General features: G+C 59.9%; 22 protein-coding genes. 13 read left to right on the forward strand and 9 right to left on the reverse strand.

Features of this window, described 5'->3' with window-relative positions:
* Positions 1-65: 65 nt before the first annotated feature.
* Genes znuB through OOT55_RS14595 form a run of 3 tightly spaced genes read right to left on the reverse strand, consistent with a single transcriptional unit; the run spans position 66 to position 2,083 of the window.
* Positions 66-851: a zinc ABC transporter permease subunit ZnuB gene (gene znuB, locus OOT55_RS14585; protein WP_265366577.1), complete on the reverse strand. Its 786-nt coding sequence runs from the start codon at positions 849-851 to the stop codon at positions 66-68.
* Positions 844-1,599, reverse strand: a complete 756-nt coding sequence (gene znuC, locus OOT55_RS14590) for a zinc ABC transporter ATP-binding protein ZnuC (protein ID WP_265366578.1) — start codon at positions 1,597-1,599, stop codon at positions 844-846. The genes znuB and znuC overlap by 8 nt, the downstream gene beginning before the upstream one ends.
* Positions 1,592-2,083: a Fur family transcriptional regulator gene (locus OOT55_RS14595; protein ID WP_265366579.1), complete on the reverse strand. Its 492-nt coding sequence runs from the start codon at positions 2,081-2,083 to the stop codon at positions 1,592-1,594. Before OOT55_RS14595 ends, znuC begins: the two co-directional genes overlap by 8 nt.
* A gap of 80 nt (positions 2,084-2,163) precedes the next feature.
* On the opposite strand from OOT55_RS14595, the gene OOT55_RS14600 reads away from it, so the two are divergent.
* A complete protein-coding gene (locus OOT55_RS14600) occupies positions 2,164-3,105 on the forward strand; it encodes a zinc ABC transporter substrate-binding protein (protein ID WP_265366580.1) in 942 nt (313 codons plus the stop codon).
* Positions 3,106-3,248: 143 nt separating this feature from the next.
* Here OOT55_RS14600 and OOT55_RS14605 read toward each other — a convergent pair whose 3' ends face one another.
* On the reverse strand, positions 3,249-3,527 hold the full coding sequence (locus tag OOT55_RS14605) for a hypothetical protein (RefSeq protein ID WP_265366581.1): 279 nt from the start codon (positions 3,525-3,527) through the stop codon (positions 3,249-3,251).
* Between the two features lie 357 nt (positions 3,528-3,884).
* Here OOT55_RS14605 and polA point away from each other — a divergent pair, with 357 nt between their 5' ends.
* Positions 3,885-6,611, forward strand: coding sequence for a DNA polymerase I (gene polA / locus OOT55_RS14610; RefSeq protein WP_265366582.1), 2,727 nt, complete (start codon positions 3,885-3,887; stop codon positions 6,609-6,611).
* A gap of 359 nt (positions 6,612-6,970) precedes the next feature.
* On the opposite strand, the gene yihA is transcribed toward polA, so the two are convergent.
* Positions 6,971-7,609, reverse strand: coding sequence for a ribosome biogenesis GTP-binding protein YihA/YsxC (gene yihA, locus OOT55_RS14615; RefSeq protein ID WP_265366583.1), 639 nt, complete (start codon positions 7,607-7,609; stop codon positions 6,971-6,973).
* A gap of 175 nt (positions 7,610-7,784) precedes the next feature.
* Here yihA and OOT55_RS14620 point away from each other — a divergent pair, with 175 nt between their 5' ends.
* The 8 genes from OOT55_RS14620 to OOT55_RS14655 all read left to right on the forward strand — a co-directional run bounded on the left by OOT55_RS14620 (position 7,785) and on the right by OOT55_RS14655 (position 16,359).
* The gene (locus OOT55_RS14620) at positions 7,785-8,465 is read left to right on the forward strand and encodes a c-type cytochrome (protein ID WP_265366584.1); all 681 of its coding nucleotides are present in this window, start codon (positions 7,785-7,787) and stop codon (positions 8,463-8,465) included.
* Positions 8,466-8,552: 87 nt separating this feature from the next.
* The gene (locus tag OOT55_RS14625) at positions 8,553-9,191 is read left to right on the forward strand and encodes a thiol:disulfide interchange protein DsbA/DsbL (protein ID WP_265366585.1); all 639 of its coding nucleotides are present in this window, start codon (positions 8,553-8,555) and stop codon (positions 9,189-9,191) included.
* A gap of 180 nt (positions 9,192-9,371) precedes the next feature.
* Positions 9,372-10,949: a GGDEF domain-containing protein gene (locus OOT55_RS14630; protein ID WP_265366586.1), complete on the forward strand. Its 1,578-nt coding sequence runs from the start codon at positions 9,372-9,374 to the stop codon at positions 10,947-10,949.
* A 61-nt stretch (positions 10,950-11,010) separates the two neighbouring features.
* Complete coding sequence (locus OOT55_RS14635; protein WP_265366587.1) at positions 11,011-11,661, forward strand: methylamine utilization protein; 651 nt, start codon at positions 11,011-11,013, stop codon at positions 11,659-11,661.
* 17 nt (positions 11,662-11,678) lie between these two features.
* Complete coding sequence (locus OOT55_RS14640; RefSeq protein ID WP_265366588.1) at positions 11,679-14,000, forward strand: putative bifunctional diguanylate cyclase/phosphodiesterase; 2,322 nt, start codon at positions 11,679-11,681, stop codon at positions 13,998-14,000.
* Positions 13,997-14,857 carry a DUF3034 family protein gene (locus tag OOT55_RS14645; protein ID WP_265366589.1) on the forward strand — a complete coding sequence of 287 codons (861 nt, stop codon included), beginning with the start codon at positions 13,997-13,999 and terminating at the stop codon, positions 14,855-14,857. The genes OOT55_RS14640 and OOT55_RS14645 overlap by 4 nt, the downstream gene beginning before the upstream one ends.
* Positions 14,857-15,285 (forward strand): group I truncated hemoglobin, encoded by a 429-nt coding sequence (locus OOT55_RS14650; RefSeq protein WP_265366590.1) that lies wholly within the window; start codon positions 14,857-14,859, stop codon positions 15,283-15,285. Before OOT55_RS14645 ends, OOT55_RS14650 begins: the two co-directional genes overlap by 1 nt.
* 84 nt (positions 15,286-15,369) lie before the next feature.
* Positions 15,370-16,359 (forward strand): CobW family GTP-binding protein, encoded by a 990-nt coding sequence (locus OOT55_RS14655; RefSeq protein WP_265366591.1) that lies wholly within the window; start codon positions 15,370-15,372, stop codon positions 16,357-16,359.
* Positions 16,360-16,415: 56 nt separating this feature from the next.
* Here OOT55_RS14655 and OOT55_RS14660 read toward each other — a convergent pair whose 3' ends face one another.
* Positions 16,416-17,036, reverse strand: a complete 621-nt coding sequence (locus tag OOT55_RS14660) for a DUF3299 domain-containing protein (RefSeq protein ID WP_265366592.1) — start codon at positions 17,034-17,036, stop codon at positions 16,416-16,418.
* Between the two features lie 33 nt (positions 17,037-17,069).
* Between OOT55_RS14660 and OOT55_RS14665 the strand changes: the two genes are divergently transcribed.
* From OOT55_RS14665 to OOT55_RS14675, 3 genes are all read left to right on the forward strand, one after another.
* Positions 17,070-17,807, forward strand: coding sequence for an ABC transporter ATP-binding protein (locus OOT55_RS14665; protein ID WP_265366593.1), 738 nt, complete (start codon positions 17,070-17,072; stop codon positions 17,805-17,807).
* 1 nt (position 17,808) lies between these two features.
* Positions 17,809-19,182, forward strand: coding sequence for an ABC transporter permease (locus tag OOT55_RS14670; RefSeq protein ID WP_265366594.1), 1,374 nt, complete (start codon positions 17,809-17,811; stop codon positions 19,180-19,182).
* Between the two features lie 111 nt (positions 19,183-19,293).
* Positions 19,294-21,708 carry an acyl-CoA dehydrogenase gene (locus OOT55_RS14675; RefSeq protein WP_265366595.1) on the forward strand — a complete coding sequence of 805 codons (2,415 nt, stop codon included), beginning with the start codon at positions 19,294-19,296 and terminating at the stop codon, positions 21,706-21,708.
* 117 nt (positions 21,709-21,825) lie between these two features.
* On the opposite strand, the gene OOT55_RS14680 is transcribed toward OOT55_RS14675, so the two are convergent.
* Genes OOT55_RS14680 through OOT55_RS14690 form a run of 3 tightly spaced genes read right to left on the reverse strand, consistent with a single transcriptional unit; the run spans position 21,826 to position 25,426 of the window.
* A complete protein-coding gene (locus tag OOT55_RS14680; protein WP_265366596.1) occupies positions 21,826-23,073 on the reverse strand; it encodes an ATP-grasp domain-containing protein in 1,248 nt (415 codons plus the stop codon).
* Positions 23,073-24,293 carry a GNAT family N-acetyltransferase gene (locus OOT55_RS14685; RefSeq protein ID WP_265366597.1) on the reverse strand — a complete coding sequence of 407 codons (1,221 nt, stop codon included), beginning with the start codon at positions 24,291-24,293 and terminating at the stop codon, positions 23,073-23,075. The genes OOT55_RS14680 and OOT55_RS14685 overlap by 1 nt, the downstream gene beginning before the upstream one ends.
* Positions 24,293-25,426: a PrpF domain-containing protein gene (locus tag OOT55_RS14690; protein ID WP_265366598.1), complete on the reverse strand. Its 1,134-nt coding sequence runs from the start codon at positions 25,424-25,426 to the stop codon at positions 24,293-24,295. Before OOT55_RS14690 ends, OOT55_RS14685 begins: the two co-directional genes overlap by 1 nt.

Genomic DNA, 25,426 nt, shown 5'->3' on the forward strand with positions numbered 1-25,426 from the left:
TAGATAACCCAGTATTGCACAAAATTCGCACAATGAAAGCCGTTCGGCGAAAATAATTTGCCGGGTTAAACGTCCGCCCGGCGCAGCAACGAGAGGATAAACAGCCCGGTGGCGCACAGTACGATGGACGGCCCGGCCGGGCTGTCCCAGTAGAATGACGCCGCCAACCCTCCGAACACCGACAGCGCGCCGAGCAGGCTGGCGCACAGGGCCATGGTTTCCGGAGTGTGAGTCAGGCGGCGGCTGGTGGCGGCGGGGATGATCAGCAGGGCGGTGATCAGGAGCACCCCGACCACCTTCATGGCAATGGCAATCACCAGTGCCATCAGCAACATCAGGGCGGTGCGCACCGCGGTGACCGGAATCCCCTCGACCCGGGCCAGGTCCTCGTGCACGGTAATGGCCAGCAGCGGTCGCCAGAGCAGAAACAGCAATGCGGAAACGAGCACCGAAATGACCCAGATGGTGACCACATCCCCGACGCTGGCGGAAAGAATGTCACCGAACAGATAACCAAGAAGATCAATGCGACTGTTGGTGAACAGGCTGACCATCACCAAGCCCAGGGCCAGGGTGGAATGAGACAGAATCCCGAGCAGGGTATCGGTGGCCAGCAGCCGGTTGTGCTGCAGGGCCACCAGAATCAGCGCCAGAAGCAGACAGCCCAGCGCCACGGCCAGATTCAGGTTTATGTTCAGTAACAATCCGAAGGTCACCCCGAGCAGGGCGGAGTGGGCCAGCGTGTCGCCAAAGTAGGCCATCCGGCGCCAGACCACCAGTGCGCCCAGAGGGCCTGCGACCAGAGTCACCCCGAGACCGGCGAGCAGGGCGTAGAGGAGAAAGTCAGGCATGCCGGTGTTCGTCCTTTTCCACAATATTGCCGTGGTCGTCGTGCGTGTGGTCGTGGTGATGGGTGTAGGGGGCCACCAGCGGTTTGGCACTGTCGCCGAACAGCGCAATATACGCCGGATCGCTGGTTACGTGCTCGGGGTGCCCGTGGCAGCACACGTGCTGGTTCAGGCAGATCACTGTATCGGTGGTGGCCATGACCAGGTGCAGATCGTGGGAAACCAGTAGCACGCCGCACTCGCGCTGGCGACGGATGTCATTGATCAACCGGTACAGGGCCTCCTGGCCGGTCACATCCACCCCTTGGACGGGTTCGTCCAGCACCAGGAGGTTCGGGTCCCGAAGCAGCGCCCGGGCGAGCAATACCCGCTGGGTTTCGCCACCGGACAGGTTGCTCATGGTGGCGCCGGTCAGCGCCTCAATGCCGGTCAGCGCCAGTACCTCGTCCAGAGGCAGGCGGGGAGTGCCACCCAGGGTGAGGAACCGCTTGACGGTCAGAGGCAGGCTCGGGTCGATGTGCAATTTCTGGGGCATGTAGCCAATGCGCAGCCCCGGGCGGCGCTCGATCTGGCCCTCGTCCGGGCGAATCAGCCCGAGCACGCAGCGCACCAGGGTGGTCTTGCCCGCTCCGTTGGGGCCGATCAGGGTGACAATTTTGCCGGTTTCCAGGGTCAGGTCGGCGCCCTGAAGAATGTTTCTTCCGCCCCGACGTACTCCGACCTGGCGGGCGGTCAGTAGCGGTTCACTCACTGGCCTGCCTCCGACAGTCGGGACACAGACCCGTCACCTCCAGAGAATGACCCTCGAGCTTAAAGCCGGCATTGTCGGCGTTGGCCTGAATCGCTCGGGTGATGGCGCTGCTCTCCATCTCCACGGCGACCCCGCAGGCCCGGCAGAGTAGAAAGTGGCTGGGGTGACGGTGTTCCGGGCTGGGGCAGCCGACATAGGCATTGAGGCCGTTGATTCGATGGATCAGCCCCTGTTCCAGTAGAAAGTCCAGCGCCCGGTACACCGTGGGGGGCGCCACGCGACGGGTGGACGCCTCGGCCAACTGGTCCATCAGTTGATAAGCGCCCAGGGGCTTGTGACTTTGCCATACGAGCTCGAGTACCTGCTCGCGCAGAGGCGTCAGGCGCGCTCCCCGCTCGGCGCACAGGCTGCGCGCGGACTCCAGAGCGCTGTGCACGCAGTGGCCGTGGTTGTGGTGTCGAAAGGCGATGGGGGTGTCGGTCATGACCGTGCCTCAGAGCGAGTTCTTTACAGCAAAGATGTTACACTATAACCTTTTATCCCTTTTCGCGCGAGTGCCTGCTTATGTTGTCTCACAAACCCCTCTTGCCGCGTTGGTTTGCCGTGCCTGGCGGCGGACGTTGCGTCGGGTACGCCTGGCTGCTGTTGTGGGCGCTGACAAGTCCGGCCCGGGCCGACGTCGAGGTGCTGACCAGCATCAGGCCGCTGGCGTTGATCGCCGAAGCCGTGGTGGGAGATCAGGGCCGGGTGAGCCATTTGCTGCCCGCCAGCGCCTCTCCGCATGATTACCCGCTGAAAGTCTCTGATATGCGCCGGCTGGAGCAGGCCGATCTGGTGCTCTGGGTGGGAGAGGATCTGGAGACGTTCTTGCGTCGCCCGCTCCGCAGTCTGCCCGATGCGCGCCGCATAACGCTGATCGAGTTGCCGACCCTGCATTGGCCGGCCCCGGGGGAAGGGCACGAGAGCGACGGCCATCATTCGGACGGGCATCATCATGGGCATGGGAGCCGAGACCCTCACCTGTGGTTGAACCCCGAGAATGGACGGGCGATTGCCACCGCGCTGGCAGAGCGTCTGGCCGAGTTGGAGCCGGCCCACGCTGAAGGGTATCGGGCACGAGCCAGGGCGCTGGCGGACTCGCTTGTGGCTCTGGATCAACGCCTCAACGCCCGGTTGGAACCGGTGCAGGCGCGCCCTTTCGCGGTGTATCACGAAGGGTACAGCCATTTTGTCAGCCACTATCAACTGAATCAGGTGGCGTCGGTGACGCTGTCACCGGAGCGGCGCCCCGGGGCGCGACACCTGTACGAGCTGCGTCAGCAGTTGCAGGATGCCGTATGTCTGTTTACCGAGCCCTACTACGACATGAGCTCCGCGCGCAGCCTGGCGGATGAGCTCGGTCTGAAACTCGGCGAGCTGGACCTGCTGGGGGCGGCTGATTCGACCACCACGTATCCTGCCTTGCTGGAGGCGCTGGGTGAGGCGGTGGTGGACTGCCTGCGGTAGCGGGCGCGCGGAACAAAAAAATCCCCGCCGGGCCGTTCAGCCGGGCGGGGAGACAAGCGAGGAGAGTAAGTCGTAACAGAGCCCGGCATTCGCCGGACAGGGAGGAGACAAATAGCCCGCCTGGGGCGGGCGCAAGCGAGGGGTTAAAGGTCCGCCTGCAACTGGCGGCTGAGCTTTTCGTTCAACCGCTCGTTGAGCTTTGCTTCCAGTTTTTCATTCAGTTCCCGGGATTGTTTCTCCAGGTCCTTACGCATCAGGGTGTCCTGCTCGGTGCTGTCGCTTTCCGGCAGATCCCACTGCATGGCGACACCGGCTTCAGCGGCGGCAATGGCCATGTTGGGCTGTGCACCGGCGGTAACACCTTCAGCGGCCGCGTTTGCGGCAAACAATACGGATACGATAATCAGGCCAAGTTTCTTCATGGTTTCGCCCTCCATGGGTTTCCCCAGATGGAAGCTGTTCACCTTGGTATAGAACAGCTCGTGAATGTGTGTTTAGAGGGATCGCCTCTATGTGTTACCTATAGTAACACAGTTGTTACTATAGTCTAGTGGTATTTCATATTGATGATAAAAAAATGAGAGTTTTGTTAAGTAATTCGCATAGTTAGCAGTAATTCCGAAAGTGAAGCCTCAAAAATGAGTGGGTAACAGCCCAGTAACAAACTTTTGGTTATAAGGCACGGCTGAATCCCCCCTCGGTTTTGGGGTATGCTTGCCCTCAACCACTCATGATTCGACACTCAGCGTTGCGATTCAGATTCAGAGATAAGAGATCTTATGACCGAAAAAGCCCCCCTGGTGTTGGTGGACGGTTCCTCCTACCTGTACCGTGCCTACCATGCCCTGCCTCCCCTGAATAACGCCAAAGGTCAGCCCACCGGGGCCGTGAAAGGCGTCATCAGTATGTTGCGTCGGTTGCTGAAGGACTTCCCCGACAGCCCGGTTGCAGTCGTTTTTGACGCCAAGGGCAAGACCTTCCGGGACGAGCTGTTCGCCGAGTACAAGTCCCAGCGCCCGCCGATGCCCGATGACATGCGCCCCCAGGTGCAGCCGATCAAGGACATTGTGGAGGCCATGGGGTTGCCCCTGTTGGTCATTGACGGCGTCGAGGCCGACGATGTCATCGGTACCTTGGCCCGTCAGGCGAGCGAGCAGCAACGGGACATGATTGTCTCCACCGGGGACAAGGACATGGCGCAGTTGGTGAACCGACATATTTCCCTGGTCAACACTATGACCGGCTCCCATCTCGATGAGGAAGGGGTACGCGAGAAGTACGGCTTCGAGCCGCCGCTGATGATCGACTACCTCGCCCTGATGGGCGACAAATCCGACAATATTCCCGGGGTGCCCGGGGTGGGCGAAAAAACCGCCCGGGCCCTGATCGAGGGGTTGGGCGGGCTGGACGCCATTTACGCCAACCTGGAAGCGGTCCGGGAGCTGGGTTTTCGCGGCGCCAAGACCATGCCGGAGAAGCTCGAAGAGCACCGGGACCAAGCCTATCTGTCCCGCCAGTTGGCGACCATCAAGACCGACGTCGAGCTGGACCTGAGACCCGAGGATATCGCCCGGGGTGAGCCGGATAACGACAAGCTGCGGGAGATATTCACCGAGCTGGAATTCCGCGCCTGGATAACGGAGTTGGAGCCGGCGGTGGAAGATGGCGCCGAGCCCACCGTCAGCGAACCCGACGTGGCGGTGGATTACGAGATTGTCACCGGGAAAAAGCGATTGGACGCCTGGCTCAAAGTGCTCAAGGAGGCCGAGCTGTTCGCCTTTGACACCGAGACCACCAGCCTGCACGCCATGGAGGCCAAGGTGGTGGGGCTATCCTTTGCGGTGGAGCCCGGCAAGGCGGCCTATGTGCCTCTGGCCCACGACTACATGGGCGCGCCCGAGCAGCTCGATCGGGATGAAGTGCTCGCCGCGCTCAAGCCCCTGCTGGAAGACCCGAACAAAGCCAAAGTGGGGCAGAACCTCAAGTACGATCGCAATGTCCTGCGCAATCACGAGGTTGAGCTGCGCGGTATCGCCTTCGATACCATGCTGGAATCCTACGTGCTCAACTCCACCAGTGGCCGTCACGATATGGACAGTCTGGCGCTGCGTTACCTGGACTACCGCTGTACGTCCTTTGAGGAGATTGCCGGAAAGGGTGCCAAACAGCTCACTTTCAACCAGATCAAAATTGAAGATGCGGCACCTTACGCCGCTGAAGACGCCGACGTGACCTTGCGCTTGCACCGGCGGCTCTGGCCGGAACTGAAACAGATCAAATCACTGAAGCGAGTGTTTGCTGACCTGGAAATGCCCCTGGTGCCGGTGCTGGCCAACATCGAACGCAACGGCGCTCTGGTGGATGCCAAGGTTCTGGGTGAGCATAGCCGGCAGTTGGGCGAGCGTATGGCGCAGCTTGAAAAAGACGCTCACGATATCGCCGGGCGCCCCTTCAACCTGGGCTCCACCAAACAACTGGGTGAAATCCTGTTCGATGAACAGAAATTGCCGGTGCTCAAGAAAACCCCCAAGGGCAAGCCGTCCACCGCCGAAGAGGTGCTGCAGGAGTTGGCGCTGGATTATCCGCTGCCCAAACTGTTGATGGAGTACCGCGGGCTCAGCAAGCTCAAAAGCACCTACACCGACAAGCTGCCGTTGATGATCAACAAGGCTACGGGACGGATTCACACCTCCTACCACCAGGCGGTGACCGCCACCGGTCGGCTGTCTTCTTCGGACCCCAACCTGCAGAACATCCCGATTCGGACCGAAGAGGGACGGCGGATTCGCCAGGCGTTTGTGGCGCCCAAGGGCTACAAGGTGCTGGCGGCGGATTACTCCCAGATCGAACTGCGCATCATGGCGCACCTGTCTGAAGACAAAGGCCTGCTCAATGCGTTCGACAAGGAGCTGGATGTGCACAAGGCGACCGCTGCGGAAGTGTTCGGCACCGAGCTCGAAAAGGTGACACCGGAAATGCGCCGCCGGGCCAAGGCGATCAACTTCGGCCTGATCTACGGCATGTCCGCCTTTGGCCTGGCGAAACAACTGCATATCGGCCGCCAGGAAGCCCAGGAGTACATCGACCGTTATTTCGACCGCTACCCGGGGGTGCTTCGCTATATGGACAATACCCGTGCCCAGGCCCGAGAGCAGGGCTACGTGGAAACCCTGATGGGTCGGCGGCTGTACCTGCCCGATATCAACGCCCGCAATGGCAACCTGCGCCAGGGGGCCGAGCGCACCGCGATCAACGCCCCCATGCAGGGGACCGCAGCGGATATCATCAAGGCGGCCATGATCGATGTCGATCGCTGGTTGCTGAAGGAAAAGCTGGATGCCCGGATCATGATGCAGGTGCACGACGAACTGGTGCTGGAGGTGGCGGAAAGTCAGTTGACGTCGGTGCGGGACGGCATTGTCGAGCGGATGTCCAAAGCGGCGGACCTGAAAGTGCCCTTGCTGGTGGAAGCGGGCGTGGGGGATAACTGGGATCAGGCGCACTAAATAAGGAGCCTGTGGCGCCGCCAGAAAAAAATTTCAGGGGGAGTGAACTTTTGGCAAACGGGACGGGTCCCATAACACATGAACAGTGTGTTTCATGTGCAACTCCCCTAACGTGGCATGATGCCACTTGGCTAACCGCTTTACTCAGCTACCCCGGCTACTGGCCGGGTTTTTTTTGCCTGCCGAACGCGGCTTTACAAAACCTGACAAATTTTCAGGCTGAGGTGCCGGAACTTTCCCCAGTGGCCATCGTCCTAATGCACAGACGCAACGATTGCAGTCTTTCCTCCGCTTAACTGGCGCCACCCCAAGGGTGCCAGTCATTGCCCCCGGCGGCCGCCCCCTGGTCGCCGGTTTTTTTATGTCAGAAGCCCCGAGTCCTCTTCCGGCGCGGGCGTCAGCCACCCGGTCAGTTTGCTCTTCAACTCATCCACCCCGGTGCGTTTGAGCGACGAGAAGCACTGGGCGGTGACCAGGTCACCCACCCCGGCCGCCTGCATCTGTTTGCGTACTGCCAGCAGGGTGCTGTTGGCCGGCCCCCGCTTGAGCTTGTCCGCCTTGGTGAGCAGGATGTGCACGGGCATTTCCACTTCCACGGCCCAGTTGATCATCATGGTGTCAAACTCCTGCATGGGGTGCCGGATGTCCATCAGCAGCACCAGCCCCTGCAGGCAGTCGCGTTTTTGCAGGTATTCGGACAGGTTGCGCTGCCATTCCTCCTTCATGGCCCGGGCGACTTTGGCGTAACCGTAACCGGGCAGGTCCACCAGGCGTTGTCCCTCACCCACGCTGAAGAAGTTGATCAACTGAGTGCGCCCGGGGGTCTTACTGGTGCGGGCCAGTTTGGAGTTGTCTGTCAGGGTATTGATGGCACTGGATTTGCCCGCGTTGGAACGCCCGGCGAAGGCGACTTCCAGCCCGCTCTCCGGTGGACACTGATGAATACTGGGGGCGCTCTGCTCAAACGTGGCGCCGCGGAAGTTGATCTCTGTGGTCATAAAACCCTGCAAAAGCCTGTGTTATCCCATATAATGCGCGGTGCCCCGTTGGGGCCCCGGCGCGAAAAGTGGCCCTGGGGCCGGGTGGGGCAGCCGATTGTAGCCCGTAGGCGACCAAATGTCGCCCGAACACTGCGGAGCGGGCCCCACAATAAACGAATTGACAGGTTAGCCAATGAAATATTCAGTGAAGCATTTGCTCCTCGCGCTGGGCGCACTGGTTTTGGTTCCGGGCGCAAGCGCCGCTGGTGACCCGGAAGCGGGCGCCGAAAAAGTGGCTGTGTGTGCCGCCTGCCATGGTCAGGATGGTAACAGCCCCGCGCCGAGCTTCCCCAAGCTGGCCGGTTTGGGGCAGCCGTATCTGTACAAGCAGCTTCAGGATATCCAGGCCTGGGATAATGCCACCGGAGACGCCAAGGCCACTACCGGCCGGGAAGTGGTCCAGATGACCGGCATGCTCAAGGGGATGAGTGATCAGGACCTGCAGGATATCGCCGCCTACTACGCCAGCCAGACCATTCAGCTCAGCGGTGCCAAAGAAATGCAGGTGCAGGTAAATTCCGGTGCCCAGGTGGACGCCCTGGCCCTGGGTGAGCGGATTTATCGCGCGGGCAACCCGGAAACCGGCGTGCCGGCCTGTATGGGCTGCCATGCGCCCAACGGCCAGGGAAATGAGCCGGGCGCCTTCCCGCGCCTGGGCGGTCAATACCCCGAGTATATTGAAGCCCAACTGCGCGCCTTCCGAGCCGGTGACCGGATCAATGATGGCGAGTCGATGATGATGCGCCTGAGTGCCAAAAATCTCAGTGACGCTGAAATCAAGGCGGTGGCGAACTACATTGGTGGTTTGAACTGATCGAGTGGAACTAAAGCGGTCCGTTCGGGTTCTGAGACAATCTGAACGGGCCAGAGCCCTCCGATAACGAATAACGTGGAGCCAACTATGCGCATTGTGTTAGCTGTTCTGGCGATGATGGTATCGCTGACTGCCGTAGCCCAGACCCCCGAGAACGGAACCGACTATAAGGAAGGCGAGCATTACGAGACACTGGCCGAGCCGGTTCCCACCAGCACCTCGGACAAGATTGAAGTCGTCGAAGTATTTGCCTACACCTGTGGCCACTGCTACAACTTTGAACCGCTGATTCGCGCCTGGAAAAAAGAACAGAAGGATGATGTTGCCGTCGTGCAGACGCCAGCCATGTGGAATGCCACCATGGAAGCCTATGCCCGTGGTTTCTATACTGCGAAAGCCATGAATCTGCTGGACGATGTGCATATGGCGGTATTTACGGCCGTGCATCAGGAGGGCAAACAGTTCCGCAGCGCCGAGCAGTGGGCCGATTTTCTGGAAACCTATGGCGCGGACCGTGAGCGGGTGCTGAAAACCTTCAATTCGTTCGGTATCACCAGTCAGGTCCGTCAGTCGGACGCCCGGGTTCGTGGTTACAAGATTACCGGTACCCCCGAAATGGTGGTCGATGGCAAATACCGGGTCAGTTCCCGCATGACCGGCAGTCACAGTGAGATGCTGCGAGTGGTGGATCACCTGGTTGAGCAGATTCGCCAGGGCGCACTCTGAGTATCCCTGTTGCTTCCCCGTTATGTCGACAACGCCCGCTCCCAGAGCGGGCGTTGTCGTTTCTGGGCGATAGAATGGGCGGTGGCCGCTCGGTAACGCCAAAAAGGTCGTTTTGGCCGACAGCCCCTGCAGGGAGCGGCTATACTGTGTGGGCAGTTTTCAGCAAATGCGGGATTTTCCATGACCCTCCGAGCAACGGACGACGATACCTGGCGAGAAAAATACCTGGATGCTCTGGACGCGCACGACGCGCTTGAGCGGCAGGCCGACGAGCAATACCAACGGCTGCGTCGGGCCCTGGTGCAACTGAGCATAGTCGCCGATGGACAGGACCGTCAGTTGGATGAGCTGCTGGATGAGTTGCGCAAAACCTTGCGTGGAGATCAGGCACTGGAACGGCTGCCGGCGCTGACTGATCAGCTCGACGAGAGCGTCAGAAGTTTTGAGCACCGACGTGAATCGGCCGATACCGAAGTGCTGGAAGCGTTGACGGCGCTGGTCAAGCAGTTGCAATCCCTGGGGCCACCCCGCGAACTCAAGCGCGAACTGAATCATTACCTCAACCGGTTGCCCATGCGCAGCCAGAAATTTTCGCTTTTCCCGGCGCTGCTCCAGCAGCTTGCACAACTCCAGCAGCAGGCGCTGACCCTGACGCGTGAGGCCAGGCCCGGTCTGTTGGGCAGACTGCGCGGAGAGCGCGCCGTTGAGCCGGGCTCTGCAGAGTCCCTGGGTGATGAAATCAATCAGGTGCTCGAAAGCCTGATGAATGCCGTGAACACCGAATACATGGGATCTGAAACCCTCGAGGGCATGATGGTGCGCCTCAAGCAGGGCATCCCCCTGAACCAGTTGCCGGGGTTTCTCGAGGAGGTTCGGGACCTGATCATGCATTCCTGGCTGGCGGCCAATCGTGTGTTTGCCGGTTACCTGAACTCGGTCAACCGGGAACTGGCGGAAATCGCATCCCTGATCAATGGGGCGGCCGACCACCAGGCCTGCCAGCGCGAGGCGGGCCGCAGTCTGTCCGAGCAGGTGGCCGAGCGCTGCGAGTCCCTGGCGGGGAGTGTCGAATCGGCGCGTGACCTGTCGGAATTGAAAAACCAGGTCGCCTCCCAGTTGGGGCAGATCCGCGAGAGTCTCAGCCAGTACCAGCGGGCTGAAGCCGCCTCGGAACCACTCACCGACCAACTGGCCCAGCTTGCTTCCCGGGTCAAGCAGATGGAGGATGAGGCCGAGGAAAATCGCGAGAGCCTCCGTCGCCATCAACACAAGGCGCTGCATGATCCCCTGACGCAGTTACCCAACCGCGAGGCGTATGACGAGCGTCTGGCCCACGAGGTCAAACGCTGGGAGCGCTATGGTCACCCGCTGACCCTGGCCGTCTGCGATGTCGACCATTTCAAGCGTATCAACGATCAGTTCGGCCACCAGGCGGGAGACCGGGTACTCAAAGTGATCAGTAAAGCCATTCGTCGGCGATTGCGGGAGGTCGACTTCTTTGGTCGCTACGGCGGCGAGGAATTTGTCATTCTCATGCCCGAAACCCGTGCCCAGGATGCGCTTCAGGTTCTGGATGATGTGCGTGCGGCGCTGGCGGACACGGCTTTCAATTATCGCAAGGAACCCCTGCAGATCACCATTTCGCTGGGGATTTCCGAATTCAGAGAGGGTGATACCGCCGACCGGGTATTTGGTCGGGCGGACCAGGCCCTCTACGCGGCCAAGGCCGCAGGTCGCAATCAATGCCAAATCGGCTAGAATGAAGGATTCTGTGCCATCCAGTGTTGTTGACTGGCGGCATTTGGCCAAAGAGGATGTTATGACCCTAATCAAACGGGTGGTGGTGTTGCTGGTGGCCTGGTTGCCCGGGGCGGCCATCGCCTCGTCGCTGACCATCACGGTGACCGATGCCGGGGGGCAGCCCCTGGGAGATGCCGTGGTGGCGCTGTATGCCGATGAGGGTGCTGGCAGCGGGAGTGTGGCCGCCGCTGAGGCGATCATGGATCAGCGCGATCGTCAGTTCCTGCCGCACGTGCTGGCGGTGCGCGTTGGTACACTGGTGCGCTTCCCGAACAGTGACAACATCCGCCACCATGTGTATTCCTTTTCCCCCGCCAAGCGCTTTGAGCTGAGGCTTTACCACGGCACTACCGCCGAACCGGTGCAGTTCGATCAACCGGGCAAGGTAGCACTGGGCTGTAATATCCACGACGCCATGCTGGGCTATATCTATGTGGTGGACAGTGATCGGTTTGGGGTCACGGGCGCCGATGGTCAGTGGGCATTCGAAGCCGTGCCGGACGGCACCCATGAGGTGCGGATTCAGCACCCGCGTCGCGCCAATCCGCTGACCCGTTCCATTACCCTCACCGGAGCGTCCCGGACCGAGACGATTGCACTGGACGATTTGCAACCCGACCCCCGTCAGCAATCGCCACAAACCGATCTAGAGCGGTTGTTTGACCGCTAGGGCCGGGGGCCGATTTCATGCGTACAAGCTATCTCGTCAAAGTCCTGTCACTGTTGCTCGGCCTGGTACTGCTGGTTGAGCTGTCCTCCTACACCGCCACGCGTCTGGTGGTGCACGATACCGTGACCGACAATGCCCGCCTCGAACTGCAGCGAGGCGGCGAGGTGTTTGCCGAGCTGATTCAAGCCCGGGCCGAGCAGTTGTCCCTGTCGGCGGAGGTGCTCACCGATGACTTCGGTTTCAAGGAAGCGGTGGCGGTGGCCGATGCCCCCACTCTGGTGTCCGCTCTGGAAAACCATGCCGCCCGAATCAATGCCGATATTGCTCTGGTGGCCGGTCAGCAGGGCGAACTGGTGGCCAGTACTCAACCGCTGTCCGATGCCAGTTGGGCGTACCTGCGTCGCTACACCCAAGTGCAGGACAGTCGCACGCCCCATCGGTCACTGATGATTGATGGTCGCCCCTACCAGTTTGTGGTCTCGGAGGTGCGGGCGCCGCTACCGCTGGGCGTGGCGGGGCTGGGGTTTGAAATCGATAACCGCCTCACGGAAACCCTCAAGCGCCTGACTGGCCTGGAGATTTCGTTTGTCAGCCTGGAGAACAACGAGGCCCGCTATCTGAGCGGCACCCTCTCCGGTTCGCAGCGACAGACGCTGCTGAATTGGTTGAGCGAGCGCGCACCAGCGGCGGATACGGTCATCACCACCGAGCAACACATGACGCTCATGTTGCCGGTGGCGGAGCAGCCCACGCCCCTGGCGGCGGTGCTGCAGGTACCTCTGGAGCAGGTCATGGCGCCCTTTGCCCGGCTCAACGGCCAACTGCTCTGGATTGCCATGGGTTTCTCCATCATTGCCGCGCTACTGGCGGTATTGCTCGCGCGCAGTGTCACCCAGCCGGTGAGCGCATTGGCGAACGTGGCCCGGCGTATCGCCGGAGGCTATTACGACACGCCGGTGCCGGTGCGCTCCCGGGATGAGTTGGGAGAACTGGCCCAGGGCTTCACCCGGATGCAGAGCGCAATCGCTGAGCGCGAACAACAGATTCTGTATCAGGCCCAGCACGACCAGCTCACGGGCCTGATCAATCGCAACCAGCTGTTTCCGGAGCTGGAGTCCGCGATTGAAAAAGCCACCTGGTCCGAGCAGCATTTCGCCCTGATGGTGCTGGATATCGACAACTTCACCCGGGTGAACGATGCCCTGAGCCCGGAAATGGGCGACCGGGTACTGGCCGAAGTCGGGCGGCGCCTGCTCGCCCAGGCCGGCCCGGACGACCGGGTGGCACGCCTGGGCAGCGATGAATTCGCGTTGATGCTCTGGCAGGTCGGTGAGGAGGATATTCAGGCTCGGGCAAAAGCGATACTCGACGGGTTTGAGGAGGACATTCAACTGGAAGACCTGCGCCTGGGGGTCGACATCAATCTCGGTGCGGTGCTGTATCCGGGCGATGGTGATCAGCCTGAAGTGCTGCTGCGTCGGGCCAACCTGGCTCTCAATCAGGGACGTCTGGAGCAACACCGCATCACGCTTTATGAGCGCGGCTGGGACGAAACGCATCTGCGTCGGTTGGCGCTGTTCGGTGAGTTCCGTCAGGCACTGGAAGACTCGCAACTGGACGTCTACTACCAGCCCAAACTCTGGCTGGACGACAGCGGGACTCTTGGCGCCGAAGCGCTGGTTCGCTGGCGGCACCCGGAGATGGGCATGATCAACCCGGAAGAGTTTGTCGCGGTGGCCGAAAGCACCGGACAGATAGGCCTGCTCACCCGTTGGGTATTGCGCCGGGCCATCACCCAGGCCGCTGGCTGGGCGGTGCCGGCGCACCTGTCGGTCAACCTGTCGGCACTGGATCTGCTCGATGACGAGCTGCCCGATTTTGTGCATAGTCTTCTGAGCGAGACTGAACTGCCCCCGGAGCGCCTGTGCCTGGAGATCACCGAGAGCGCCATCATGCGCGAGGCCGACAAGAGCCTGCACAATCTGGAGCGGTTGCGGGCACAGGGCATCAGCCTGTCGATTGATGACTTCGGCACCGGCTACTCCTCCCTGTCTCAGCTGAAAAAGCTGCCGGTCTCGGAGCTGAAAATCGACAAATCGTTTATTCTCAACCTGGATCAGAGTGAGGACGATCAGTTGATCGTCCGGTCCACCATCGACCTCGGTCACACTCTGGGCCTGACCATTACCGCCGAAGGGGTGGAGAACCAGGCGATCGAAACCCGACTGGTGGCACTGGGTTGCGACCGGGTTCAGGGTTTTTACTACAGCAAACCGCTGCCGCACCGGGACTTCCTCGACTGGTTGTCCGGCGCCGAGCGACTGGAGGTCAACGCGTGAGATTCCGCTATTGTGCACTGCTGCTGATGGCCCTGTGCGGTACCGCCGGAGCGGACAGCCAACGCAGTCAACTGCTGGCCACCGGTGGCGCCACCACTCTGGAAGGGGCCGCCGGCGGCGGGATTGTACCCATGGCGGTGCTCTCCGGCTACGGTACCCGGGAAGAACAGGGTGGCACGGTAACGGCAAGTCACGTCAGCACCGGCGAGTATTCGTTGTCGGTGCTCGGAGCGAGCTGGAGCTGGCGCAACCGGGTCGAGCTGTCCCTGGCCGAGCAGCGTCTGAGCCATCAGGCCCTGTCGGACCGCCTGGGGGTGGAACCCGCCAGCATTAGCCAGCGGGTGTTCGGCGCCAAGGTTCGCTTGCTGGGAGACCTGATTTATACGCCTTGGCCTCAGGTGAGCCTCGGCGTCCAACACAAAAAGAACCGGGACTTCTTTGTACCCTCGGCCGCGGGGGCCCGGAATGATTCGGGCACCGACGTATACCTTAGTGCGACCAAGCTGGTGCTCGGCGGCCTGGCCGGGCGCAACCTGCTGTTCAATGCCACCGCCCGGCACAGCAAAGCCAACCAGTTGGGGCTGGTGGGCTTTGGCGGCGACCGCAACAACGACGCCGAGTGGCTGGCCGAGGCCTCCGCCGGGCTCTTTATCAACCGCCATTGGCTGGTGGGGGCCGAGTACCGGCAGAAGCCCGACAACCTGTCTTTTATCCGCGAAGATGACTGGCAGACCGCCTTTGTCGGCTGGTTTCCCAATAAACAGATCTCGGTGGTGGGCGCCTACGTCGACCTGGGTGAAGTGGCCAGCTTTCCCGACCAGACCGGCTGGTATCTGTCCGTTCAGGGGAGTTTCTGATGCGACTGTCTTTATTGGCGCTGGTACTTTTCCTGAGCGCCTGTACTTCCACCTCTACCACAACCGGCGGCGACCGCACCCTCTATCAGGCCCTCGGTGGTGCCGAAGGAGTGGACGCCATTGTCTATGACCTGATCGTGCGCATCGCCGACGACGAGCGGGTGGTGCATCGCTTTAAAAACGTTGACATTAACCGTTTCAAAAGCGGGCTGGAAACCTATATCTGCAGCGTCTCCGATGGCCCCTGTGACTACACCGGTGATTCCATGCGGGTGGTCCACGCCGGCCATCAGTACACCGACACCGAGTTCAATACCATCGTAGAGCTGCTGATCGAGGCCATGGAAGCGCAGGGGGTGGCGACGCCGACCCAGAACCGCCTGTTGGCCCGGCTGGCCCAGGACTACGAAGACGTGGTCTATCACTGACGGCGGCCGAATTGGCGATTGCGCTCCGACCAGAAAGTGTTATAACGTAACATTTTCGCGAATAAGCAGGAGCGCGTCCACGCCATGACCACCGCCGTGCCCACCAATATCATCACCGGCTTCTTGGGGGTGGGTAAAACCACCGCCATTCAGCACCTGTTGCGCCACAAACCGGCCGGGGAAACCTGGGCCGTGCTGGTCAATGAGTTTGGCGAAGTCGGGATCGATGGCGCCCTGTTGCGCGATGGCGGCGCGCGGGTGCGGGAAGTGCCCGGTGGTTGCATCTGCTGTGTGGCGGGTCTGCCCATGACCGTGGCGCTCAACCAGTTGCTGGGCCGGGAGCGCCCGGACCGGTTGCTGATCGAACCCACTGGCCTGGGCCATCCGGCCCAGATCATGGCCACGCTCACCGGCCCCTTTTACCAACAGGTGTTGGACGTGAGGGCTACGGTGACCCTGGTGGACCCGCGTAAGCTGGCCGATAACCGCTACACCGACAACGAACACTTTCAGGATCAGATTGCCATCGCCGATGTGCTGATCGCCCACAAACGGGATTTATGTGCGGAGTCTGATTGGACGCGGTGGGAGACACTGGTTGCCGAGGTCGATCCGCCAAAAGCCCTGGTTGAACGGGTAAGCCAGGGTGCCATTGATCCCGCCTGGTTGAACTGCCCTCGTTCGGAGCGGCCGTTACACCACCCGCACCTTCACCAGAACAACCCCCTGAAGGCACCCACCGCGCCCGTGGAAACCCTGGCTTTTCTTCCGGAGGGTGAAGTCATGGCCCGCCGTGCCAATCAGGGGCAGGGGCATTTCAGTGTAGGCTGGGTGTTTACCCCGGACTGGGAATTCGACTATGACCGCCTGTTCAGTTGGCTCAATGGCTTGAGCGTGGCGCGGGTCAAAGCGGTGATGATCACCGACGAGGGTATTTTCAGTTTCAACGGCCAGGATGATGTGGTCAGCGTCAGCGAGCTGGATGAGACCCCGGACAGTCGAATTGAGTTGATTGATGAAAAACCGATTGATGCGGATGACGTTGAGCGCACGTTGAAATCGCTAGTGGCGTAGGGCGTGGTAAGCCGAAGGCGCACCCGCCGTAACCCAACCGTTAAGCGTCCACCCAACTACTCGGTGTACTCCACAATCTCCGCCGCATCCATCGAATACACCGACAGCGCCATATCGTTTTCGGTGCGCTCCAGCTTCAGGGTCCCGGACACCCAGAAAGGCGTGTACAGTGTATCGAGCTGGAAACCGGCCGGGTACCGCACGAAAATGATCTGGTTGGGCGGTGGTGGCGGCACATGAATGCAGGCACCGTAATACGGCACCAGAAAGAACTCGCGGATGTTCATCTCGTCGTCGAACTCCAACGGAACGATAAAGCCTGGCAAGCGGATATCGGTGTTGTCGAATTCCGGCCGGGTGTTGGTGGACACCAGGGCGTCCTCCCAGGTGCGGCCGTCCTCACCGGCGGTGTCGCCCATGGCCTGGGCGATGGCATTTTCGACATCGCCGGCCAGATCCCGGTCCTGGGGGCGAAGCGACTGGTTTGCGGGGTCTTCCGCCAGCTCCTCATCGCTCAGGTCGCCGTGATCGACGGTGGGCATGGACTCGAGCAGGCGCAGATCCTCCTCCGGCATCAGGTCGGTCCACTCGATGGTTTTCGGGGAATCCGCGAACGAATTGAGAGTCCATAGGACTCCGAATATCAATGCCGCGCTTTGGTACCGGGGACGACGCATCTTCTAACAACTCCAACAACAGCTTTCAGGATTATGGACACTGACCACAAAAACACCCCAATGACTCCGGCCATCGCCCTGCGCGATGTGCAATTTGCCTGGCCTGGACAAAACACGCCCGTACTGGATATTCCGGCCTTCAGTCTGGCGCCCGGTGAGCGCCTGTTTCTGTACGGTCCTTCGGGCGCGGGTAAAACCAGCCTGCTCAACCTGCTGGCGGGCATTGTCCTGCCACAACGGGGCGAGGTGACCCTGCTCGGTCAGTCGATGGCTGCGCTCAGCGGTCGCCAACGGGACCGGTTCCGGGCCCGACACATCGGGGTGGTGTTTCAACAGTTTAACCTGATTCCCTACCTGAGCGTGTTGGCCAATGTGTGTCTGGCCGCGCATTTCGCCCAACGGGCCCCGGGTGAAGGCATCGGGGCGACCCCATCGGAAGTCCGGGATCACGCCCGGGAACTGCTGTGTGCGTTGGGCTTACCCCCGGAGATCGCGGAGCGGCCGGCCAGTACCCTGAGTGTCGGACAACAGCAGCGGGTGGCCGTTGCCCGGGCACTGATTACCCGTCCGGAGATTCTGCTCGCCGACGAACCCAGCTCGGCCCTGGACAGCGACCACCGGGATGCCTTTATGGAGGTGATGCTCCGTCAGGTGGCCGACACCGGCTGCACCCTGATATTTGTCAGTCATGATCGCTCCCTGGCGACCGCGTTCGACCACCAGCAGGATCTGCGCGAGCTATCGCGGGTATCCATCGGGGAGGAGCTTTGAGATGTTGATTCAGATTGCCCGCGCCAGCCTCTGGAACCGACGTACCACTGTGGCCTTGACGCTGCTGGCCCTGAGTATTGGTGTTGCGCTGCTTCTGGGGATCGATCATTTGCGCCATCAGGCCAAGGACAGCTTCCGGCAGACCCTCTCCGGCACCGATCTGATTGTGGGGCCACGGGGTGGCCAGACCAACCTGCTGCTCTACTCGGTATTCCAGATGGGGCAGCCCGGCACCAGCTTGAGCCCGAGCGCGTTTGAGCGCCTGGCGCACCATCCGATGGTGGACTGGGCGGTGCCCATTGCGTTGGGCGATACGGTCCAGGGCTTTCCCGTTTTTGCGACCCATTGGTCCTACTTCGAACACTACCGGTATGGTGAGCGTCAACCCCTGGCGTTTGCCCGGGGCCGGCCTTTTGCGGCCCACAGCGGGGATGAAGTGGTACTGGGCGCGACGGCGGCCCGCGAGCTGGGTTACGGGGTGGGGGATTCGCTGGTGGTGGCCCACGGCAGCGCCGGGGTGAGCTTCACCCACCACGATGATCATCCCATGACGGTGGTTGGCATTCTTGAACCCACCGGCACGCCCGCGGATCGGCGGGTGCATATGACCCTGTTGGCCATGGAGAGTCTGCATGGGGGCGAAGCTCACGACGCCCACCCTAATCACGCTGAGCACAGCGCCGAGAGCCATGAAGAGCCGCACGGTCACGACGATCCTGGTCAGAATTCTCACGACCACAGTGATCATGGGCATGAGCATCACGAGCCGGACCATCATGACCATCACGGCGGCGATCATGGCGGGGCGCTGGAGCCGGTACCGGGCAACATCAATGCCGTTTTACTGGGTCTGAAAAGCCGGCCCATGGTCTTCGTCCTTCAGCGGGAACTGAACACCGCCCGGGAGGAACCCATGACCGCAGTTCTCCCCGGGGTGGCGCTGACCGAGCTCTGGCAACTGCTGGCGGTCGCGGAAAATCTGCTGTACCTGATCAGCTTCCTGGTGTTGCTGGCGACGCTGGCGGGGATGATGACCATGCTGCTGGCGTCCATGGGGGAGCGACGACGGGAACTGGCCATACTGCGTACGGTGGGGGCCAGCGGCCTGACCCTGATGGTGCTCATTGAGCTGGAAGTCGCGCTGATCACGCTGCTCAGTCTGGTGCTCGGAACCCTGTTGTTGATGGCGGGATTGGCGCTCGCCCAGCCCTGGCTGGCGAGTGAGTTCGGATTGTTTATCGCGATTAATCCGATGGGCGCACAGACCGCGTATCTAATGCTGGGCATACTGGGGCTCGCTCTGTTGATGGGGCTGGTGCCGGCGCTGGCGGCTTATCGGCGCGCCCTGGCGGCGGGGCTGAACCCCCGCCAGTGACGTGACCGGGCGGGGCGGAAAATTGTCCCCAAGGGAACCGTAAATTACGCTATTGTTAGGACTGTGTGGGCCGGAGTTCGAGCCCGACGTTGGAGAATAAGGGAGAAGGTTATGGTATTGCTGTCCATTGTAGTGCTGTTGGTGGTTATCGGCGTGGTCATCTATCGGCGCATTCCGCTGCCGCTGGGCTCCGCTGCGGTGGCCCTGACCTGGTATCTGCTGGGTTATTTGACTCCGGCCTTCTGGTCTCTGTGGCTGGTGGTGCCACTGGCGGCGGTTCTCCTGATTCTCAATGTCCCGGCGCTGCGCCGGCCCCTGTTGTCCAGGCCGGTGTTTCAGGTGCTGGGCAAAGCCATGCCGAGCATGAGCACCACCGAGCGCGAGGCGCTGGAGGCGGGCACCACCTGGTGGGAAAAAGACTTGTTCAGCGGCCGGCCCGACTGGCACGAGTTTGCGCAAATCGGCTTGCCGCAACTGACCCAGGAAGAGCAGCGCTTCCTCGATAATGAAGTGGAAGAGCTCTGCGGCATGCTCGATGAGTTCGAGATCCACCATCATCGGAAGGATCTGCCGGAAGAGGCCTGGCAGTTTCTGAAAGACAAGGGCTTCCTGGGCCTGATCATCCCGAAAGAGTTTGGTGGTAAGGACTTTGGACCTTACGCCCAGAGCCGGATCATGAGCAAGATCGCCAGTCGCTCCGGCACCACCGCCGTGACCGCCATGGTGCCCAACTCCCTGGGCCCGGGTGAGCTGCTGATGAAATACGGCACCGACGAACAGAAACAGCGCTGGCTCCCCGGGCTGGCCAACGGGACCGAAATTCCGTGCTTTGGTCTGACCGGGCCGGAAGCGGGCTCCGACGCCGGCTCCATTCCGGATGTGGGCATTGTCTGCAAAGGTGAGTTTGAAGGGAAAGAGGTGTTGGGCCTCAAGCTGACCTTCAGCAAACGCTGGATCACCCTCGCGCCGGTGGCCACCGTGGTGGGCCTGGCGTTCAAACTGCACGATCCCGAGGGGCTGCTCGGTGATTCCAGCAAATCCGACTACGGCATTACCTGTGCCCTGCTGCCCGCCAACCATCCCGGAGTGGAAATCGGCAAGCGCCACCATCCGGGCTCGCCCTTTATGAACGGTCCGATCAAGGGCCAGGACGTGTTCATTCCGGTGGACTGGATCATTGGTGGCGCGCCCATGGCCGGCAAGGGTTGGCGCATGCTGATTGAGTGTCTCGGTGCCGGGCGCGGCATCTCGCTGCCGGCTCTGGCCACCGCCAGCGGGGAAATGCTCTATCGCACCGTGGGTGCCTACGCGCGTATCCGTCGCCAATTCAACACCGAAGTGGGCAAGTTCGAAGGGGTGCAGGAAGCGACGGCGGATATCGCCTGCTGCGCCTACACCATGGAAGCCTTCCGTCAGATGGTGACCAAAGGGCTGGAAACCGGCTCGCCTTCCGTCATGACCGCCATGGCCAAGTACCATGCCACCGAAATGATGCGCCGCGTGGTCAATCACAGCATGGATGTGGTGGGTGGCCGCGCCATCCAGCACGGCCCGCGCAACTTCCTGGCGTTGCCCTACCAGAGTGTGCCGGTGGCCATCACGGTGGAGGGCGCGAACATTCTGACCCGCTCCTTGATGATCTTCGGCCAGGGCGCCATGCGCTGTCACCCCTACCTGTTCGACGAACTGCAGGCCATTCAGGCCAGCGATCAGGAACAGGGGCTGAAAGATTTCGACAAGCTGTTCATCCGCCACATGGGGCACCTGTTCAGTAACCTGCTACGGGTCAAGGTGTTTGGCATCACCCGTGCCCGTTTCAGCGGCGTGCCGGAAAACGCGAATGCGTTCAGTCGCCGCTGGTACCAGCGCATCAACCTGCTCAGTGCCGGCCTTGCGGTCACCTCGGATATGGCTCTGGGCATTCTCGGTGGCGACCTGAAGCGCCGGGAACTGTTGTCCGCGCGACTGGGTGATGTGCACAGTCAGCTGTTTATTGCCTGTGCCATTCTGAAATACCATTCGGCCCATGCCCGTACCGACGAAGAGGATGCCCACGCCGACTACGCCTTGCGTCACGCCCTCTACACCGCCCAGGAAGCGCTGTATGACTTCTACCGCAACTTCCCGAAGCGCACCATGGCCTGCGCGCTCAAGTGGATGGTATTCCCCCTCGGCCGGATTCTCACCAAGCCAGACGACAATGCCATCCGCACGCTCGGCGGTCTGATCCTGGAAGACAACCCGGTGCGCAAAGCCTTCCGCCCGTTTGTGTATGAAAACGATAAGGCCGACGACCCCATTGGCCGGGTGGAAACCACCTACCAGATGTTGCTCTCATTGGAGCCCACCTGGAGCACCTTTGTTCGCGCCCAGGCGAAAGGGGAGCTGACCGGGGACACCCTGGATGAGCGACTGAATGATGCCGCCGCGAAAGGCCTGATCCGCAACGAGGACATTGCCCGGCTCAAAGAGTACGACGCAAAACGCTACGATTGCCTGCTCACCGACGCGTTCGATAAGTTGTAGGAACTCGACGCAGGTTTCGTGGATTACATACGGCGGATGCGCTGCACTCCGATGCGTCGGACCGATCCGTCCTACAGGGAGGCTCGCAAGGTTTGCGTAGGGCGGATTACGTTGCGCTTATCCTGCTGACTGTGCCGGCCGAAGGCGGCGTGTGACGCGCCGGGTTACTCGTTTACCCACTGACATCAACGCTCTGCCCACCGACACAAAGAACGGTTTTGGATCGTCCAGACACCAATATTGAAAGACGTTTCGCCCCAGCAGAGAGCGAAGCCACGCCCAGGTACTCCAGTCCCCGTGTTTTCGATAGTCGAGAAACGCCCGGATATCGTGACTGAAGAAAACGTAGTTCACACCTTCCTCTTGCCGGGGGCGAGGTGGCAGTTGAATTCCGAGTGTTTCCAGGCAAGCCAGGTAGGGCAGGTTCACTCCGCAACGTTCCGCCAGCAGATTCCAGGAGCTGGCCCTAGGATTTATCTCCAGCAGCTTGAACGCGCCCGTGCGGCTGTCTTGCTTGAATTGCAGGAGCGCCATGCCGGTGTAGTGAAGTTTTCGTAAAATGTCGATACCAGAGGATACGAGCTCCGGTACATACACACTTCGAACGAAACAGCCGATACCGGCGTATGTGGGGTAGGTTCGAATCTTCTGACCCGTAAAATACGCGACGGGTTCGCCCTGATGGTCCATGTAAATGTGAAGCGAGTAAAGTCGATCATCCCTTCCGGGAATATAATCCTGAATGGCCATGTCTTTATTCAACGGTGCAATGGCTCTGTATCGGGCAATCAAGGCCTCCGGTGTATCGATGACCAATGCTTTCTTTTCATCCACAATGCGTTGTATTTCCGGTTGACTCCAGGTTTGGGGTATTAGTGGCTTGAGAATGGTTGGATAACTGATCGAGCGAGAAAGCGTTAACAGCTCGTCGAAGTCGTTGGGCGTGTAGGTATGGGGGATCGGAAAGTTCAGGTGCCTGGCAAACTCGAAAAATTTTCCTTTATCAAGGCAGGTGTCAATGAGCTCCCGAGTAGATAAGAACAGATGGAAATAAGGTTCCAGCTTATCTCTGAGGTCTGATAGCACCGTCAGATCCGGATCAGCGGTGGGGAAAATGATGGGCTTATGCGATTCGGATTCAGCGATTCTCATAAGACACGTCAGTGCGGAATCCGGGTTCTGGGTAAACCCGGGCTCACAGATCATCCGCTCGGCGTAGCGGGAGTGCTGGGCGATACTGGATGGGTATTCGGAAAGAAGAATGACGGAAACACCCGAGCGGCCCAGCGCCCTGACGACGCCAAGGTCCCCCTGGGAGCCTCCCATACAGGAGGTGACTATCACTTTGTTGGGAAATGCGGCCATTACTGCCCCCTGGAATTCATTATTGATGTAAGCTGGCGACCATATCGCCGAGTGATTCTCAGCAGATATCGTATTGCTGATAGCAGGTAACTGATCATAAGCAATGGTCGACTGAACAAACAGTAGCCGTTCACTATGTGGGCCCGATCGGGCCAGAATTTTTCGATATAGGAATCATGGGACGAGCCGCTGTCGACATAGTGAACGGAGTTTCTGTTACGATCCAGATAGTGCAAAAATTCATATTCATTCAACATGCCAGGGCTGAACGATCGGAAATCGACATCCCAGGATACTTTGAAGGCGAACACCCTGTTATCTATGCGGAAATTGCAGGTGGACGCAATGATCAACTCGTCAATGAGTATTTCGGTAAAAAATATCCGATTTTCTCTGGAGAAGTTATAGACCATTTCACGAAAGAAAGCCTCTTCTCTTGGGGAGGATCGGATGGAGGTATTTTGTTCACCCTTCCAGCCCTTATGCTCAAGATCAAGAAATGCCTCAACAGTACATTCCGCAATGTCTGATCCTTCGACAATCCGCCAGTGATAGACTCCCTTTTTGCCAAGATTTCGTTTGCACCGCTCCAAGTCTTTGACTTTCTTATGGTCCAGCGCACCCACCAGGGAGCGTGTCGAGGACCGAAGGTCAATAACCGCCCTTCGGTAGGAGTCATGCAGGTAGACTCCCGAACAAGGCGCATTTGACAGTTGGTGGTAGACATTGGAGTTTATGTACAGGTCATCAATATACAACGCTTTATACTTTGATGTCCTTGATCGAAAGTAGTAGGTAATCGTTTCAAACACTTCTTTCTGGTGTGCCCTGCTGATCAATACGCCACCAATAAAAGAATGAGGGGACTTGAAGAGCGCATAATGGCGAAATGGAAATCGTAGATTTGCGGCTCGCTCGGTGATAATCAACATTCCTCTCAAGCAATACCCGGGATCACTGATCGCAACCAGGAGGAGTGATGCCGGATTGCTCAGGTGACGTGCTGCGGGGATTAAGAAGTCAGCGGATAAATAAGGGTTTGGCTCAGAGGCGTTGGCTTCCAGCGTCTTCCAGCGCTCAATCATCGATGAATCAGTGTCCGCCAGAGGGGTAATCGACACCAGGTAGCCGTTGGGGGATCTCAGGTCCGAAACGGTGCCGGACCTGACCTCTGGTGTGGCTCCCAAGTTCTCCGATGGGTTCGACGGATGAATGTTCATCAGGAATATTCTGAAGGGTCGGGAATGAATGCGGTTCCTCGCATGAGGATGCGCGCAGTTCGGGATACCTCAGCGCTGGATATGCGTATTTCTTTAGGCTTCTGCTCGAAATCCACGGTTGTGCACATCGTTCCGCTGGGGTGCCGGATTCTTATTCTGGCCGGGGACGGGCCCGATGGGCAGAAATTGTGAGCGATCGTTTCGGGAATGACGGTGGCGGTGGCCAGACAGATTGCACCTGAAACGGCAAACGCCTTGTGGACATTAAAGGGATTTATGACTTTCGCGACGATGTCAGCCTCAGTGTCTTGCACGTCGGGTGCCGCCAGTACCGCAATCTTGAGGTCTTTCTTGTTCAGCAACCCGCTGCCAGAATCAATGCGGGGTTGGTCACGCATTTTTTCATTGAATGCTTCGACCACTCGCTCCCGAGCGGCTTCGGAACATGCTTTGAACGTCATGTTGCAGTCAAGTTCAGCGGGCGTTTCATGCCCGGTAATCCCGAGCTCTTCTGCCAGAAAGAAGGCATAGAGCGTTCCGGAATCGACGAGTGAATAACTCAGTCGTTGACCGTTACTCAGGGTGATCACAGATAGTGGCTCATCCATGGGCAGTAATCTACCGGTTACCGCACCGGCCGGGTCGATAAAGTTCAGTCTGACTTCCGGACCGCTTCCTGGAACGCCATGGATAGTGTAGCTCCCGTGTAAATCCGGGTTCCCGTGAGCGCTCGGAATGGACGCTATGATCGTTTTTCCGTTGTTCCTGGAATAGATGACAATGGAGGTTTCGGGAGATACAGGGTCCACCATTCCTTCCATGATGGCGAAATAACCGACCCCCGCAGCCAGGTTTCCACACATGATGCTGTTGTTCAGCGTACCCTCTGAAATACCCACTTCAATGGATTCATACTCAACGTTGATGCCGGGTCGGCTCGATGGGCAAACCAGGGCCAGCTTGCTGGTCAGGGGGTCTGCACCACCCAGGCCGTCAATCTGCCGACTATGGGGGCTTCCGAACAGTTGCAGAATCTGCCGCTTTCTGACGGCCGGATCTTTTGCAAGATCCCCATCCTGAACGAAAATACCCTTGGATGTTCCGCCCCGAATGATTGAACAAGACAGCTCCAT

It is taken from the genome of Marinimicrobium sp. C6131, from assembly GCF_026153455.1.
GTDB lineage: Bacteria > Pseudomonadota > Gammaproteobacteria > Pseudomonadales > Cellvibrionaceae > Marinimicrobium.